The organism is Megasphaera stantonii, assembly GCF_025567065.1.
Taxonomy (GTDB): domain Bacteria; phylum Bacillota; class Negativicutes; order Veillonellales; family Megasphaeraceae; genus Megasphaera; species Megasphaera stantonii.
This window is the reverse complement of record NZ_JAOQKD010000017.1, coordinates 19,344-34,395: the sequence shown is the minus strand read 5'-3', so window position 1 is coordinate 34,395 and position 15,052 is coordinate 19,344. Positions and strand designations below refer to the sequence as shown.

Annotated in this window: 14 protein-coding genes; 7 read left to right on the top strand and 7 right to left on the bottom strand. The window is 58.0% G+C overall.

The genetic code is table 11. The features are described 5' to 3' along the window. Positions 1 to 9: 9 nt before the first annotated feature. Positions 10 to 798, top strand: a complete 789-nt coding sequence (locus OCV58_RS09095; protein WP_107196156.1) for a putative hydro-lyase — start codon at positions 10 to 12, stop codon at positions 796 to 798. A gap of 66 nt (positions 799 to 864) precedes the next feature. On the opposite strand, the gene OCV58_RS09090 is transcribed toward OCV58_RS09095, so the two are convergent. The 4 genes from OCV58_RS09090 to OCV58_RS09075 all read right to left on the bottom strand — a co-directional run bounded on the left by OCV58_RS09090 (position 865) and on the right by OCV58_RS09075 (position 4,918). After that, complete coding sequence (locus OCV58_RS09090; RefSeq protein ID WP_154877645.1) at positions 865 to 1,680, bottom strand: DUF368 domain-containing protein; 816 nt, start codon at positions 1,678 to 1,680, stop codon at positions 865 to 867. Between the two features lie 57 nt (positions 1,681 to 1,737). Beyond that, a complete protein-coding gene (locus tag OCV58_RS09085) occupies positions 1,738 to 2,823 on the bottom strand; it encodes a 3'-5' exonuclease family protein (protein WP_233127919.1) in 1,086 nt (361 codons plus the stop codon). A 99-nt stretch (positions 2,824 to 2,922) separates the two neighbouring features. Further along, the gene (locus tag OCV58_RS09080) at positions 2,923 to 3,762 is read right to left on the bottom strand and encodes an NYN domain-containing protein (protein ID WP_087478143.1); all 840 of its coding nucleotides are present in this window, start codon (positions 3,760 to 3,762) and stop codon (positions 2,923 to 2,925) included. Between the two features lie 70 nt (positions 3,763 to 3,832). Beyond that, a complete protein-coding gene (locus OCV58_RS09075) occupies positions 3,833 to 4,918 on the bottom strand; it encodes a M48 family metallopeptidase (protein WP_154877644.1) in 1,086 nt (361 codons plus the stop codon). A gap of 207 nt (positions 4,919 to 5,125) precedes the next feature. Between OCV58_RS09075 and OCV58_RS09070 the strand changes: the two genes are divergently transcribed. After that, complete coding sequence (locus tag OCV58_RS09070; RefSeq protein WP_206081557.1) at positions 5,126 to 6,004, top strand: DMT family transporter; 879 nt, start codon at positions 5,126 to 5,128, stop codon at positions 6,002 to 6,004. Here the strand turns inward: OCV58_RS09070 and OCV58_RS09065 are convergent, their stop codons facing one another. Genes OCV58_RS09065 through murQ form a run of 3 tightly spaced genes read right to left on the bottom strand, consistent with a single transcriptional unit; the run spans position 6,005 to position 9,382 of the window. Beyond that, entirely contained in the window at positions 6,005 to 7,087 is a 1,083-nt protein-coding gene (locus OCV58_RS09065; protein ID WP_154877643.1) for a MupG family TIM beta-alpha barrel fold protein, read from the bottom strand. It abuts the gene before it with no gap. Positions 7,088 to 7,101: 14 nt separating this feature from the next. After that, positions 7,102 to 8,481, bottom strand: coding sequence for a PTS transporter subunit EIIC (locus OCV58_RS09060; RefSeq protein ID WP_154877642.1), 1,380 nt, complete (start codon positions 8,479 to 8,481; stop codon positions 7,102 to 7,104). Then, positions 8,471 to 9,382 carry an N-acetylmuramic acid 6-phosphate etherase gene (gene murQ / locus OCV58_RS09055; protein ID WP_154877641.1) on the bottom strand — a complete coding sequence of 304 codons (912 nt, stop codon included), beginning with the start codon at positions 9,380 to 9,382 and terminating at the stop codon, positions 8,471 to 8,473. The genes OCV58_RS09060 and murQ overlap by 11 nt, the downstream gene beginning before the upstream one ends. Before the next feature lie 283 nt (positions 9,383 to 9,665). On the opposite strand from murQ, the gene OCV58_RS09050 reads away from it, so the two are divergent. From OCV58_RS09050 to OCV58_RS09030, 5 genes are read left to right on the top strand one after another with little or no spacing between them, the layout of a single operon-like run. Beyond that, on the top strand, positions 9,666 to 10,856 hold the full coding sequence (locus OCV58_RS09050) for an amidohydrolase (protein WP_154877640.1): 1,191 nt from the start codon (positions 9,666 to 9,668) through the stop codon (positions 10,854 to 10,856). 45 nt (positions 10,857 to 10,901) lie between these two features. Next, positions 10,902 to 11,102 (top strand): DUF3311 domain-containing protein, encoded by a 201-nt coding sequence (locus OCV58_RS09045; protein WP_087478137.1) that lies wholly within the window; start codon positions 10,902 to 10,904, stop codon positions 11,100 to 11,102. Position 11,103: 1 nt separating this feature from the next. Continuing rightward, the gene (locus OCV58_RS09040; protein WP_154877639.1) at positions 11,104 to 11,964 is read left to right on the top strand and encodes an alpha/beta hydrolase family protein; all 861 of its coding nucleotides are present in this window, start codon (positions 11,104 to 11,106) and stop codon (positions 11,962 to 11,964) included. Positions 11,965 to 11,994: 30 nt separating this feature from the next. After that, positions 11,995 to 13,458: a sodium:solute symporter family protein gene (locus tag OCV58_RS09035; RefSeq protein ID WP_204967879.1), complete on the top strand. Its 1,464-nt coding sequence runs from the start codon at positions 11,995 to 11,997 to the stop codon at positions 13,456 to 13,458. A 40-nt stretch (positions 13,459 to 13,498) separates the two neighbouring features. After that, the gene (locus OCV58_RS09030) at positions 13,499 to 14,932 is read left to right on the top strand and encodes an aspartate ammonia-lyase (protein WP_154877637.1); all 1,434 of its coding nucleotides are present in this window, start codon (positions 13,499 to 13,501) and stop codon (positions 14,930 to 14,932) included. The last annotated feature ends 120 nt before the right edge of the window (positions 14,933 to 15,052 follow it).

Sequence of the window (15,052 nt, the reverse complement as noted above, 5' to 3'; positions counted from 1 at the left end):
GGAACTGTCATGGATTTAGCGAAAGCGTCTCCGGCAGAAGTGCGAAGCCTTATCCGGGCCGGAGAATTGGATAAGCCGACGAGCGGCATGTGCGCTCCCTACGCCCAGGCCAATATGGCCGTGCTGCCGAAGGAACTGGCCTTTGATTTCCTGCTGTTCACGCAGCGCAACAAGGTGCCCTGCCCCGTGTTGGACGTGACGGAAGCCGGCTCTCCCGTGCCGAAGCTCGTGGCTCCCAAAGCCGACCTGCGGCACGACATACCGCGGTACCGCATTTATCGCCATGGCGAGCTGACCGACGAAGTGACCGACGCCGCGCCGTTCTGGCGCGACGACTTGGTGGCCTTTTTGCTGGGATGCAGTTTTTCCTTTGAAGGCCCCATGATAGAGGCGGGACTGGAAATCCGCCACATTACGGACAATCACAACGTGCCTATGTACAAGACGAATATCGAGTGCGTGCCGGCCGGCGTATTTCACGGCCCCATGGTCGTGTCCATGCGCCCCATGAAGCCTGCCGACGCGATCCGGGCCGTGCAGATTACGACGCGCATGCCCTTCGTCCACGGCGCGCCGATCCACATCGGCGATCCCGAAGCCATCGGCATTTCCGACATCGACAAGCCCGACTTCGGCGAACGGTCCGACATCAAGCCGGGCGAAGTGCCCGTCTTCTGGGCCTGCGGCGTCACGCCTCAGGCCGTGGCCATGGCCGTGAAGCCTGAGTTCATGATTACCCATGCGCCGGGATACATGTTCATTACAGACGTCCTGAATTCGCAGCTATCCATCATGTAAGAGCATACTAAAAAAGCTGAATGCATACGCCTATAACGCGTGCATTCAGCTTTTTTTATAAAGTATTTAGGAAAACTCTTGCTTTGAAAGGGTGTAGATGACGGCGAAGCCGGCAGCCAGGGGAACGGCGGCGGATACGAGGGAGAGCAGGTCTGTCGGGACGCCGGGGAACAGCTCCCACATGGAGCCGAGGACGAAGCCTAAGATGATGAGATACGTCGCCTGGGGATAGCGGTTCATGGCCTTTTCCAGCAATTTCGTCGTCGCCAGGATGCCGGCGATGACGCCGCCGCCCAAGGGGATGAGCAAGGAAAAGGACAGGCTGCTGATGGCCAGCAGTATCTGGTCGTATACGCCTAAGAGATACAGCAGGTACGATACGCTGATGCCTGGCAGAATGAGGGCGATGGAGGCGACGAAGCCCGTCACGATCCACAGAATGAGGAAGAACAGGCCGCCGTCGGTCTGGGCGTGCAGCCCGTCTATAGGCGCGGCGGCAAACAAGGCGACGATGACCACGCCTAAGAGGATATACAGGACGGCCTTGGCCGACAGGCTGGAAATATTTCCCTGACGGAAGGTAATGGGGACGCTGCCGGCTACGGCGCCCAGGAAGAAGTATGACGTGGGGATGGGATACGTTTCCATGAAGTGGAGCAGCGGTTTGGCGAAGGCGATGATGCCGAGGCCGCCGCCGGCGGAGAAGGCGCACAGGAAGATGAAGGAGGCCTTATCGAGCCGCGTCAGGGCGCTGACGGCGTGAATGAGCTTGTCGTATATGCCTAATACGATGGCCATGGAGCCGCCGCTGACGCCGGGGACGAGCATCGTGCCGCCGACGATTAAACCTTTGAGAAACGTAACTATAGGAGAGTGCTTCATAATCAATATCGTGTCCTTTCTGTAAAGAGGGCGTATGTCGGTGTGTGAAGTACAGTCTTATTCCAGCATCATGCTGTGGGCGTAGCCCGTCGCGCCGTCGTATTCGCCGCCGAGGATTTTTACGAGGACGAAGCCTTTTTCATCGGCCGGGCTCAGTGATTTTACGCGCGTCGGATTCATAAAGACGATGACCTCGTCGGAGCGCACCATCTGGCGAATCAGCTCGACGTCGTGGTTTTGAAAGGCGTCGAGAAATTCTGGAATAGTCCTGGCGTCGCAGACGATGTAGGTGCCGCGGAGCATCAGGTACTCTTTATTCGTCTCGATGGCTGGAAAGGAGGGCTTTTGCTCCGGCGGCACGGCCTTGACTGAAGAGTACTGCGAAAAGTCGACGTGAGTCTTGGCGTTTTCCTGCAGCGAGTATAGATAGTAGCCAGCCAGAATCAGGCACAGCAGGACGAAGGGCAGGAAGAGGCGCTGCATATAGTGAGCGGCCTGTTCTAGTGTTTTGTGCGCATCAGCCTTTCGCTGCGTTTCTTCCTCCGTCGGTTCGTGGAGCGCGCCGGCCATGACGGCCGACAGGGGCAGCCCGTAGTTGCCGATGGGATACAGATTTTCCATCCAGTTCATGCCGCAGGCGCAGGCCATGGCCCGGCTGAGGGAATTGTCCAGGTCTACAGAAATGTTCATGTAATGCATAATCGATAAAAAAGAAAAGTTTTCCAAGTCGGCAATATAGGCCGCGGCGAGAAATTTCAGGTCGCGGACGTAGGCGTCTTCCATGGAAAAGGGCTTGCCGCTGGCTTCGTAGCTGGCCTTGATGGCCAGGAAGAGCTGTTCTGACGAATACGCCGAAAGGACGGCGTTTTTCAGCAATATCTTGATTTCACCGTCCCAGACGTCGGCGAAGGGCTGGCAGTCGGCGACCATGTCGGCCGTGATTTTGCGGCACGTAAACTCGTCCGTCGGCGGCTTGATCAAGAAGGTGAGACCGTGGACGCTGCCGTCGCTGATCCATGCCAGAGACAGGCGGCAAATGCTGTTTAAGTTGTCGTTGGCCAAATCGGCCGTCACGGCGATGGGCCGGTTCGGATGCTTCCGGGACAGCGATTCGAGCGTTTTCTGCATTTGTTCGTCAGACATGGGAACCCTTCCTTTCGTCTGTATTTCCATGGGAGCAGGCCGATAGGAAAAACGAGGTGCCATGGAACGGGATGGGCCGTTCCATTGTACCTCGCCGTATTAGCGGTAATTCTTGTGATACGGATGGGACGAGCGGGCCGGACGGTACGACGTCTGCGACTTGAGGCGGAAGTAATTGTGCTTTACCGTCTTGTTCTTGTCGTCCGTAATGGTGTTTACGTCGAACAGCTTCAGTGATTCGATAAAGGGGACGAATTTCTTGTAGCCGAAGTTGCGCACGTCGAAGTCGGAGAACTGCTTGCTCAGCAAATTCCCCAGGGTGCCGGAAAAAATCCAGCCGTTGTCGTCGGAGTTTTCTTCGGTCAGCTTGATGAGAGCCTGCTTGATGGTCAGGAAATCCTTGCCCGGCGTTTTTTCGTGAGCCGGTACGTAAGGCTGGGCCGCTACGGCTGTATCCGGCGTTGAAACAGGCTTAGCTTCTTCGCTTTCGTTTTCTTCCGCTTCTTCCAGCAGGACGTCTAAATACAGAAACTTGTTGCACGCCGAGATGAAGGAGCGGGGCGTCTTGCTTTCGCCCATGCCGAGAACGTATTTCTGCGATTCGCGCAGGCGCGATGCCAGGCGGGTAAAGTCGCTGTCCGACGATACGATGCAGAAGCCGTCGAGATGGCTCTGATACAGCAGGTCCATCGTGTCGATGATGAGGGCCGAATCGGACGAATTCTTGCGCGTCGTGTTGCTGTACTGCTGCACGGGCTGGATAGCGTTGTCCAGAATGGTGCTGCGCCACGAGGCCATCTGCGGTGTCGTCCAGTTTCCGTAAATGCGCTTGTATATGACGTCGCCTAAGTTGTTGGCTTCCGATAAGATGACGTCAATGTATTTATTGGAAATATTTTCCGCGTCGATGAGGACGGCTAATTTCATTTCATGATCCATAAATGTGATTCCTCCTGCCTGCTATTGTATCATTTAGGCCGGGAAAATAAAAGATATTGTGTTATGCCGATTACAGCAGGGCCTGCAGGCGGGCCGTCACGGCAGCTGGGTTCGGCTCGGCGCTCAAATCGGCAATGGGCTGGGCTCCGACGTAGAGCATCTGTCCCTGTGTATGGACGGAGGCCGTCGGCCGCTTGTTCTGATGGTAGACGGCGGCCAGGTTGCCGGCAACTAGGTAGGCCTGTTCCCGGCCGCTCATAGAGGCCGTATCGGCCGGGGCGAACCATTCCTTGCCGCGGATGGAAATCATGCCCGTTTCGGCGTCGACCTTGACGACGTTGTTGCTCCATTTCGTTAGGGTCTTGCTGTACGTGTCGCGGCGGCTGACGTTGGTCGGATGGTCGTTGAACAGCTCCATGACGCCGCTCGTCTTGACGGAGCCGCCCTTTTCCAGCATGCGCTGCCATAAGGCGGCGCCCGCGCCGGGGTTGTAGCCTGCGCCGACGGCGTATTCGAAGGCCAGCTTGTCCGCTTCCTTTTCCATGGGCTTGGTGACCAGGTTAGCCGTGCCGATTTGCGACAAGATAGCTGAACCGAGCTGGGCCGCGCTGCCGTTGGCTCCGGCCAGCGATGCCAGTAAATCGAGGGGCATGGATTTCTTGACGCCTTCGATGGGATGGTTTTCCTGGCCGTGACCCATTTCGTGAGCCAGGACGAAGGCGACTTCGTTTTCATTGTAGTTCAGGGGCTCAAAGAGGCCGATGTTGACGCTCATGTTGTGGCCGATGGTACAGAAGGCGTTGAAGGACGTGTCGTTGTTGACGAAATAATTGTACGGCTTATCCAGGATGGACGGGTCGATGGCCGCGACGGAGCGGGACAGGTTTTCCATGACGCGGGCCGTCATGGCGTTGGCCTGAGGGTCGTAATTGACGCCGTACTGGGCCTTGACCTGCTCCATGAATTCGTCGCGCCCTTCATTGTCCAGATAGCTGAGCTGCTTATTCAGGCTGGCGTACTGTACGCCGGCTCCGATGATCGTGCCGATGGCGCCGAGGTTAATGGCCTGGACTGGCGCGGCCGGTGCGGCGGCTGTGCTGAGGGTGATGCAGATGGCGGCGCGTATGGCCGCTCGTTTCCATGATGATGCGGACATGAGAGGTATCTCCTTTCTCCTGCGCAGGCAGGGCGGCAGAGGCGGTATCGGCGAAGCAGATACCGTGACTATACATCGTGCATATACATGTAGTATACCATGCCATAGGCGCGCGGCGATAGCGGAGCGCTTATGGCAGCGTATTGACAATGAGACGAAAGTCTTTTACTATGAAACGCATAACAAAGGGAAAAGAAGGGATGGACTATGACTATACGACTTGACGGCAAGACGGCGCCGTTTTTTATTATCGCCGCCGGCATCTGCTGGGGCGTCATCGGGATTTTTTCCCGTCAGCTGGCGGCGCTGGGATTTTCGCCGGTCCAGATTGCCTTCGGCCGCTCCTTTGTGACGGCAGTGGTCATGGTGCTGTTCATGGCCAGCACGAGGGCGTCGGAGCTGGCCATTGCCAAACGGGATATATGGATGTTCCTGGGGACGGGCCTGTGCAGCATCGTCTTTTTCAACATTTGCTATTTCACGGCGATTCAGCTGACGACCCTGTCCATGGCGGCTATTTTGCTGTACACCGCGCCGAGCATCGTCATGGTCTTGTCAATCCTGTTGTTTAAAGAGGCTTTCACGCCGGTGAAAGCCCTGTGTCTGGTCCTGGCCTTTGCCGGCTGCGTCCTCGTCAGCGGGCTGGGCGTGGGGAAGGTCAACATTCCCGGCGTCCTGGCCGGGTTGGGCGCCGGCTTCGGCTACGCCCTGTATTCGATTTTCGCCCGCTATGCTCTGGCGAAATACACGCCCTTTGCCGTGACGACGTGGACCTTTGTCGTCGCCGCGGCCGGGCTTGTCGGCTTCAGCCATGCCGGACAGATTGCCGCTGTCGTCCTGACAGTACCCGAAGCGGCGGCGCTGTTTGTCCTGCTGGGCGTCGTGTCGACGGCTCTGCCCTTCGGCCTGTATACGCTGGGGCTCAATAAAATGGAAGCGGGGAAAGCGTCCATTCTGGCATCTGTAGAACCGCTGACGTCGACCCTCGTCGGCGTCGCCGTATTTCACGAACCTCTTACGGCAGCCGGTCTCGGCGGTATCGCCTGTATTTTGGGAGCCGTCGTGCTGCTGAACTGCAGATCCTAATCAGCGGACGAATTCTAAGCGGAATCGCCGTCCCGGCGTGATGTATTTCAGTAAAAATCGTTCTTCCGGCAGGATTTGGGCGGCGATCATCGTCTTGTCGTCTTCTTCGGCGTCGGTTGTCATAATCGCCATTTCTCCCCGGTACCGCAAGTACATATCCGTGTCGATGGTTACGTCACCGCGCCGCAGGCCGCGGCGGGGGCAAGCCTCGTCTCTTACAATGGAGCCGCTCGCGTGAGAGCGGCTTTCCTGCGTCCGTATCATATCGCGGGACGGGTCCAGGCGGGACGTAAAGGTATAGGACAGGAAATCGCGGACCCAGGGCTCGCGGCTGCAGAGGCGGGCCTTTAAGACGACGACGCCTTTCTCTTCGCGGCCTGCCGCGGCGAGGGCTTCCAGCTCCGCGTCGGACGGCTGAGCATCGCCGATGAAGGCCGACTGGACGCCTAAGGCGGCCAGGTGCCGGGCCGTTAGACTGACGTCGAGGCGGCGGTGGTCTTCCAGCGTCGGCAGTCCTTCAAACAAGGGGCCGCGCCGGCCGTGCTGGCTGGGAATGAAGGCCCCGACGGACAGGCCTTCCAGCTGCAGCCGCGCCGTCTGGGCGGTAAAAAAGGCTTCGCTCAGTCCCGTATGGGGCCGGGGATAAAAATTGTGCAGGCAGTCGATGCGGGAAAACTCCGCGCCGGCGTCGCGAAGGGCGTCTATGTACTCGGGCTGCACCGTCGAAGCGTTGAGCTGGACGGACATGACGCGGCTGAACAAGGCCGTCTTTCGCACGTCGAAGCCATAGTCCAGGCGGGCCGTCGTGATGCCCAGCTCCACCAGCTGCTGCGGCTGAAGGCTGTCGACGCCGAGGATGGCCGCCGTTTGGGGCGATACGTCGGCGACGACGTCCAGGCCGCGACGCTGTGCCGTCTGCAGCAGGGCGCGCAGTTCCCTGCGCAGCGCCGCAGTGTCTGCTTCGGGAATATGCAGGGACGTAAACACACGGCTTATGCCTGCGTCTGCGGCCTTTTCCAGTAATTCCATATGTGCTTCTGCCGTGCCGTGCAGGCCCGGGTACAGGGAGATTCCCGTTTTCATGATGTTGTTCCTCCTTATGGCTCGGGGTCGTCGAAGCCGAGAATCCAGGCGGCGAGGAAGCCGGCGGCGTAGGATGCGGCCAGGCCGAGCAGGTAGATGGGAATATTATCGGTGCTGGCCGCCAGGGGCAGGCCGGAAATTCCTAAGGCTGCCGAGCCGACCATGTAGTAGGCCTGGACGGCGCCGCCGCAGGCTCCGCCGATGCAGGCGCCGATAAAGGGCTTGCCTAAGGGCAGGGTGACGCCGTAGATGAGTGGCTCGCCGACGCCCATGATGCCGACGGGAAGGGCGGTGGCGATGGTTTTGCGCAGCCCTTTGTTTTTCGTTTTGACGTATACGGCTAAGGCTGCCCCGACCTGGCCGCCGCCGGCCATGGCCAGGACGGGCAGGAGAATCGTCACGCCGTAGCGAGCCAGCAGCTCGGCGTGAATCGGCGTAAGGCCCTGGTGTACGCCGGCCATGACCATGGGCAGGAAGGAGCCGCCTAACAGGAAGCCCGTAACGGCTCCGCCGGAACGAATAGATTCCGTTGCCGCTGCACCGATGGCCTCCGATATGCAGCCGCCGACGGGCTGGCAGATGCAGAGGGCCGCGAAGGTGGAAACGAGGACCGTAATGAGAGGCGTCGCAAAGAGGTCGAACATGTCCGGAATTAGGCGATGGAGCTTTTTTTCCAGCCAGGCGGCGAACAGCGACACGAGGAGGACGGCGACGACGCCGCCCCGGCCGGGCGCGAAAGCGATGCCGTCCGCTGAAATCGACGCCAGAGACGGATGGCTCATGACGGCAGCCAGCACGCCGCCGATCATAGGCGACCCGCCGAAGGTCTTTACGGCGTTGATGCCGACGAATATATTCAGGCCGAAGAAAGCGGCGCTGCCGGCGACGGCCAGCATTTGCGCAATAGGCGACGCCGCCCACGACGGTTCTATTTTCAAGGCGACGTTCAGCAGTCCCGTAATGAGGCCGCAGGCGATGAAGGCCGGAATGATGGGGACGAAAATGGCGGAAATTTTCTTTAAGGCCAGCTTAGCCGGCGTGGCGTTCTTTTTTTGTATGGCGTCGTGGAGCTCTTTCCCGTCGCCGACCGACGCGGCCTGGGCAAGGGAGGAAATCGTGCCGCCGTCGGACTTGGGCGTCGCGCTGTCTTTTTCCAGAAGGGCTTTAAACTCCTTCGTCACCTTGGTGGCCTTGCCGGGGCCCAGGACGATCTGCCATTCGTCGCCGGACTTGTTGACGCCTAAGACGCCGGGAATTTTTTTGATTTCCTCGGCAGGGATGCCGCCGTCCTTGACGTGAAGGCGCAGGCGGGTCATGCAGTTGTAGGCGTGGACGATGCGCTCGGCCGGCCCGACGGCGGCCAGCAGCTGTTCCGCTAATTCTTTATCGGTCATGAGGCGTCTCCTTGCATACCCGGTCTATGTATCCGCCGTGCGCGGCAAGCCGCCGCTCCGCTTCGGCGGCGGACACGCCGAGGCGCAGCATGACGATGGCCGTTTTAGCCTGCCCGCGGCATTGAAGCAAGGCCTGTTCGGCGTCCCTTCGTCCGCATTGGGCCGCCGTCATGACGATGCGGCAGGCTCGTTCTTTCAGCTTTTCATTAGAGGCCTTTACGTCGACCATGAGGTTGCCGTATACCTTGCCGAGCCGTATCATGGCCCCTGTAGACAGCATGTTGAGGATCATCTTCTGCGCCGTGCCGGCTTTCATGCGCGTCGAGCCGGTGATGACCTCCGGGCCGACGAGGGCGCATAAGTCGATTTGTGCATACTGGGCGATAGGGGCCTGAGGCGAGCAGTCGATGGAAATCGTCGCTGCGCCGACGGAAGCGGCGTACTGAAGTCCGCCGAGGACGTAGGGCGTCCGTCCCGACGCGCTGAGGCCGACGACGACGTCTTTTGCCGTCACGGCCTTGGCTGCCAGGTCGGCCCGTCCCATGTCCTGTGAGTCTTCGGCACCTTCCTTGGCCCGGAAGATGGCTTCGTACCCGCCGGCGATGAGGCCCTGGACCATGTCGGGGTCCGTGCTGTACGTCGGCGGACATTCGACGGCGTCGAGTATGCCCAGCCGTCCCGACGTACCCGAACCGATGTAAAATAACCGCCCTCCTTGCCGCAGCCGGCCGGCAATCAAGTCGACGGCGTCGGCAATGGCCGGGGCGATAGCGCCGACGGCGAGGGCAGCCTTTGTATCTTCTTCGTTGATAAGGCGTATCATATCCAGCGTAGACAGCCGGTCTATATGCCGCGTCTGTTCGTTGCGCTGTTCTGTTGCGATGGAGTGGAGATCAATCATATGCAGAGGTCCTTTCTTTACTTATACCTTCCATTATAGAAAGGATGGCATAGACGCGCAAGCCTTACTTTTTCTAAACTATTTCTAACTATTTTGTAAAAAATACGGGGCTTTTATTGACAAGGCGAAAGGGAACCCCTATAATGGCTTTAATTTCATAGTACGTGCGGCAAAGGCGCTGTTGAATCTGCATTCAACGGCGCTTTTTTGCGCGGCTGGAGGGAAAACGGAGCCGCGCGGCGCGTAGTGTGAAAGAATCTGAACGGCAGAGGGGGAACTACTGATGAACGACGCCGATATGATTAAAACATATATGAAAACATACGAAGGACAGATTCGCCAGTGGCGGCGGCAGTTTCACGAATATCCGGAAACGAGCTTTCAGGAACGGCGGACGACGCTGCGAATCGTCAATATCCTGGAAGACATGGGCATTCCGTGCGAAGTGAATCCGGAGCAGCATACGGGCGTAGTCGCCAAGATTGAAGGGGATCATCCGGGAAAAGCTGTGGCCCTGCGGGCCGACATAGACGCCCTGCCCGTACAGGAAGCAAACGACGTGCCCTTCAAATCGCGCTGCAGCGGCTGTATGCACGCCTGCGGCCACGACGGCCATATCGCCGTGTTATTAGGGGCGGCGCGTATGCTGGTCAACATGAAGGACCGGCTGTACGGCACGGTGTATTTGATTTTTCAGCCCGGCGAAGAAACGGGGCGCGGCGCGCCGTATATGATACGCTTTGGAAACTGGTATGAAGAAATCGGCTCCATCTTCGGCGGCCATCTTTGGATTGATGTGCCGTCGGGGAAGGTGTCCGTCGAAAAAGGCGAACGGATGGCGGCGGCCGATGAATTTACCATTCTCGTACACGGCCTGGCAGGCCACGGCTCGCAGCCTCAGCAGACCGTGGACGCTACGGTCGTCGCGTCGGCCATAGTCCTGAATTTGCAGAGCGTCGTGTCGCGTCATGTCAGCCCGCTGGATTCGGTCGTCCTGACGATCGGGACCATGAAGAGCGGCACGCGGTTCAATATCATTTCCGGCGAAGCGGAGCTGTGCGGCACGACGCGGTATTTCAAGAAGGAAATGGCGGAGGACATCAAGACGACGATGGAACGGATCGTTCAGAACACGGCGGCGGCTTACGGCGCCTCGGCAGAATTGCAGTACCGGGTCATGGTACCGCCCGTCGTCAACGAGGAAGGCTGCTCGGCCATTGCGGAAGACGCCGTCAGAAAGATTTTGGGCGGCGACGCCGTGACGACGCTGGAAAAGACGACAGGCGGCGAAGACTTCGCCTACTATCTGGAGAAGAAGCCCGGGTGCTTTGCCCTGATCGGCATTTATAATCCCGACGTCGGCGCCGTGCATTCCCATCACAGCGATACCTTTACGATCGACGAATCGGCGCTGCCGGGAGCGGCCGGCATCTACGCCATGTATGCCGTAGACTGGCTGCGGCTTCATTCCTAACAGCCGCGCCGCAAATTGTTTTGCAGTGAAAAGGGGGAACATGCTATGAAATGCCTATTGACGGTGATTCCGTTTATTTGGATTATTGCGGCTCTGCCGTTTGTGAATACCTTTCATCCGCAGATTGCCGGGCTGCCCTTCCTGGCTTTTTGGATTCAGGCCGGCGTCATCGTAACGGTGGCCTGTATCCATACGCTGTGGGTATTGGATAAAAAAGACCGGCTGCGGTCTAAGAAGGAGATGTAATATGACGCTGCATTTGGAATATATGTATCAAGACCCGCCCTGCCGTCCCGGAGAGATACCGCCGGCTCTGGAAGGGCTGAGTATTCTCAGCGGCGGCGGGGACGCCCACATATACGGAAAGGTGATGACGCCGGGAAGGCCGCCGGGGGAACGGCGTCCCTGCGCAATCCTGCTGCATGGGTATCCGGGATACACGTCGCTGTTCGATATCGGCCAGGGGCTGCGCCGGATGGGAGCCGTTGCCGTGAGCATATCGTATCGCGGCTGCTGGGGAAGCGAAGGCCAATATACCTTGTCGGGCATCATCGAAGACGCCGTGGCTGCGGCGGAGTGGGCCCGGACGACGGAAACGGCTTCTAAATACGGCATTGATACGGACAAGATGTTCTTCCTCGGCCACAGCATGGGAGGATTTGCCGCCGTGAACGCCATGCGGCGTCTTCCCTGGATTTGCGGCGCCGCCGTCATGGCTCCTTACGATTTTCCGTCGTTGTTTGAAAGGGGCGACGAAGAATCGCTGAAGGAGCTGCTGATTCAGGGAGCCGACGTCCTGCGCCTGTCCAGTATGAAGGAGTTATATGAAGACGCGCAGTATTGTCTTCACGCCGAATTTGGCCTTCGTCATGCCGCCGAAGACCTCAACGACAGGAACCTGTACTTCATCGGCGCGGCGAAAGACGACGTCGCGCCGGCGGCAGACATGATCGGGCCGCTGTGGCGGCAGCTGCAGCTCCATGAAACGGCGGCTGTGCAGCAGTTCGATATGCTGGAGGCCGACCATGCTTTTGATGAAACACGTCTGACTGTCGGCGCGATGATCGGCCAGTGGATGCAGGCCGTGCTCGATAAGGCGACGTCGTAAAGTATATTTGTTCGCGAGGGGGAATGTATTATGGAGGCAATGAGCGCACTGGTTATTTTATTTGTCTTCATCATCGGGATCGCCGTGCTGGGCGCAATTCCCGGATTGAAAGATAAGCACATGAACGCCGAGAACTGGGCCGTCGGGGGACGGAATTTCGGACGGTGGCTGAACTGGTTTATCATGGCCGGCGAGGTGTATACGGCCTTTGCTTTTTTGGGGGCCAGCGGCTGGGCCTATGCCAAGGGCGGCCCGACCTTCTATATCCTGGGCTACGGGGCGCTGGCCTACGTCGTCGGCTATCATATTCTGCCGAGGGTCTGCCAGTACGGCCATCGCCATCAGCTCGTCACGCAGGGCGACTTGGTCGAATACCTGTACGACAGCCGGCCTTTGGGTATTTTAGTATCCTGCATCGGCGTCGCCTTTCTGCTTCCGTATTTGCAGCTGCAGCTGACGGCGCTGGGCCTTATCGTAGAGGTCACGTCCCTGGGCGCGATTCCGCGGGTATACGCCATGGTCATCGCCTTCGTCATGGTCGCTTTGTTTGTATTTTTGAGCGGCTTGAAGGGCGTCGCGTCGACGGCTGTCGTCAAGGACGTCATGATGATGGGCTCCATGTTGTTCTTCGGCTTGTATCTGCCGTACCATTACTGCGGCGGCATCGGCGAAATGTTTGCCCAGGTCGAAGCGATGAAGCCGGGGTTTATGATGTTTCCCGGAGGCACGGGCAATCTGGATATCATCTGGGCTATGACGACCCTCGTCGTCATGGCGGCGGGGTTTTACATGTGGCCGCATTTTTCGACGAACACCTTCAGCGCCAAGGACCCCGACGTGCCGCGGCATAACGCCGTATGGCTGCCCGTGTGCCACCTGTTTCTCATCTTCCCGATGATCGTCGGCTTTACAGCTGTCCTGGTATACGCGGACAATCCGATTCCCGTCGCCGACATGGCCTTCTTATATATGGTCAAGGATTCCTTCCCCGTATGGGTGCTGGGACTTATCGGAGGGGCCGGCGCCCTGGCCTGCATGATTCCTGCGGCCGACCTGCTGCTGTCCACGTCCCTTCTCATTTCCCGCAATATATACATTAAAGGGCTGCGCCGCGGCGACGAAGGGATTTCGCCGGAGCACATGAAGCGGACGGCCCGATACTTGATTCTCATTTTGACGGCGGCGGCGCTGTACTTGTCTATTTTCCACTCCAATCTGCTTGTCAACCTGCTGCTGACAGGGTATTCCGGCGTCACCCAGTTTTTCCCGCTGCTGGTCTTGGGCATGTTTTGGAAGCAGGCCAGTAAGAAAGCCGCCCTTTGCGGACTGGTCGTCGGCGAAGTACTCGTGTTCTATCTCATGCTGAATCAGATGGACCCGCTGCCGGTGCTGGGCGGACACTTTAACGCCGGGTTTATCGCCTTAGCGGCGAACTTCGTCGTATTTGTTCTCGTCAGCGCCGTGACGAAAAACGGCAAGACGCGGTTAGTTTAATATTTTGTATTTTGCTTGCTGTATCATTGGAGGGACACCTATGCGGAAAGAACATGATTTTTTAGGGACGATGAACGTACCGGATGACGTATACTACGGCGTGCAGACGATGCGGGCCGTTAAGAATTTTCATATTACCGGTGAACGGCTGGATCCGGACTTTATTAAGGCCCTGGCGACTGTGAAAAAAGCGGCGGCGCTGGCGAATATGGAAACGGGGCGATTGAATGCCATCGTCGGGAAGGCGCTTACGCGCGCAGCCGATGAAATTATAGACGGGCAGTGGCTCGATCAATTTCCCGTCGATCCGATTCAGGGCGGCGCCGGCACGTCTATCAACATGAATATGAACGAAGTCCTTTGCAATCGGGCTCTGGAAATCTTAGGCAAGCCGAAGGGACGATACGACATCATCTCGCCGAACAACCATGCCAATATGGCCCAGTCGACGAACGACGTATTTCCGACGAGCATCAAAGTATGTCTTGCCGCAAAGGGGAAGGCCTTGGCCAGTACGCTGCGGACGCTGGAATTTTGGCTGGACGAAAAAGCCGATGAATTTCGAGACGTATTGAAAATGGGCCGTACGCATTTGCAAGACGCCGTGCCGATTACGTTAGGACAGGAAATGGCCGCCTATGCGTCTGCCGTCCGCCGCGCCCGCAGGCGAATCGAAACGTCTCTGGACGACGTGCATGTCGTCAATATGGGCGGCACCGCTGTCGGCACAGGGCTGAACGCCGAACCGGAATACAGCAAGCTGGCAGCGGCAAAGTTGTCGGAGCTGACGGGGGAAATGTTTGTTACGGCCCGCAATATGATCGACGCTACGAATAATACGGATGTATTTGCCGACGTATCGGGAAGCATGAAGTCGGCGGCGCTGGTGCTGATTAAAATGGCAAACGACATCCGCCTTATGGCGTCCGGACCGAGATGCGGCCTTCATGAATTAAACGTACCGCCCCGTCAGCCCGGGTCGTCTATTATGCCGGGCAAGGTGAATCCCGTTATCGCCGAAGTGCTGGATCAGACTTGTTATCAGGTTATTGGCAACGATATGGCGATTACGCTCGGCGTTGAAAACGGCCAGTTTGAATTGAACGTCATGGAGCCGGTCATGGCTTTTAATCTCTTTCATTCCATGGACTATTTGACGAACGCCGTACAGACCTTTGTAGATTACCTTCTGAAGGATTTGCAGGCGAATACGGAAGGATGCCGGCATTGGGTGGACCGCAGCGTAGGCGTGATTACGGCGCTGCTGCCCCATATCGGCTACGAAGAAGCTGCGATGCTGGCGAAAGAAGCGTACAGCACGGGACGGCCCGTTCGGGACATCATCCTGGCTCACGGCACCTTGACGAAAGAGCAGCTCGACGTCATTCTTTCGCCGCAAGAGATGACGAAGCCGGGAATTGCGGGAGAAACGTTCCTCCATCGTCAGGACAGCCGGAAATTAGCTTCGAATTAACAGCTGTACATCACGCCGCCTCTGCGCTTTTCGATGCCGAGGCGGCGTTTTTTGTGTGCAAGGAGCCGGTCATTGTTTAATCTCCACTTTATTTTTTTATAGATTCATGCTATCATACAT

Coding starts and splice junctions, on each gene's coding strand:
- OCV58_RS09095 (WP_107196156.1), top strand. CDS start 10: ATGGATTTAGCGAAAGCGTCTCCGGCAGAAGTGCGAAGCCTTATCCGG.
- OCV58_RS09090 (WP_154877645.1), bottom strand. CDS start 1,680: ATGAAGCACTCTCCTATAGTTACGTTTCTCAAAGGTTTAATCGTCGGC.
- OCV58_RS09085 (WP_233127919.1), bottom strand. CDS start 2,823: ATGTCTGACGAACAAATGCAGAAAACGCTCGAATCGCTGTCCCGGAAG.
- OCV58_RS09080 (WP_087478143.1), bottom strand. CDS start 3,762: ATGGATCATGAAATGAAATTAGCCGTCCTCATCGACGCGGAAAATATT.
- OCV58_RS09075 (WP_154877644.1), bottom strand. CDS start 4,918: ATGTCCGCATCATCATGGAAACGAGCGGCCATACGCGCCGCCATCTGC.
- OCV58_RS09070 (WP_206081557.1), top strand. CDS start 5,126: ATGACTATACGACTTGACGGCAAGACGGCGCCGTTTTTTATTATCGCC.
- OCV58_RS09065 (WP_154877643.1), bottom strand. CDS start 7,087: ATGAAAACGGGAATCTCCCTGTACCCGGGCCTGCACGGCACGGCAGAA.
- OCV58_RS09060 (WP_154877642.1), bottom strand. CDS start 8,481: ATGACCGATAAAGAATTAGCGGAACAGCTGCTGGCCGCCGTCGGGCCG.
- murQ (WP_154877641.1), bottom strand. CDS start 9,382: ATGATTGATCTCCACTCCATCGCAACAGAACAGCGCAACGAACAGACG.
- OCV58_RS09050 (WP_154877640.1), top strand. CDS start 9,666: ATGAACGACGCCGATATGATTAAAACATATATGAAAACATACGAAGGA.
- OCV58_RS09045 (WP_087478137.1), top strand. CDS start 10,902: ATGAAATGCCTATTGACGGTGATTCCGTTTATTTGGATTATTGCGGCT.
- OCV58_RS09040 (WP_154877639.1), top strand. CDS start 11,104: ATGACGCTGCATTTGGAATATATGTATCAAGACCCGCCCTGCCGTCCC.
- OCV58_RS09035 (WP_204967879.1), top strand. CDS start 11,995: ATGGAGGCAATGAGCGCACTGGTTATTTTATTTGTCTTCATCATCGGG.
- OCV58_RS09030 (WP_154877637.1), top strand. CDS start 13,499: ATGCGGAAAGAACATGATTTTTTAGGGACGATGAACGTACCGGATGAC.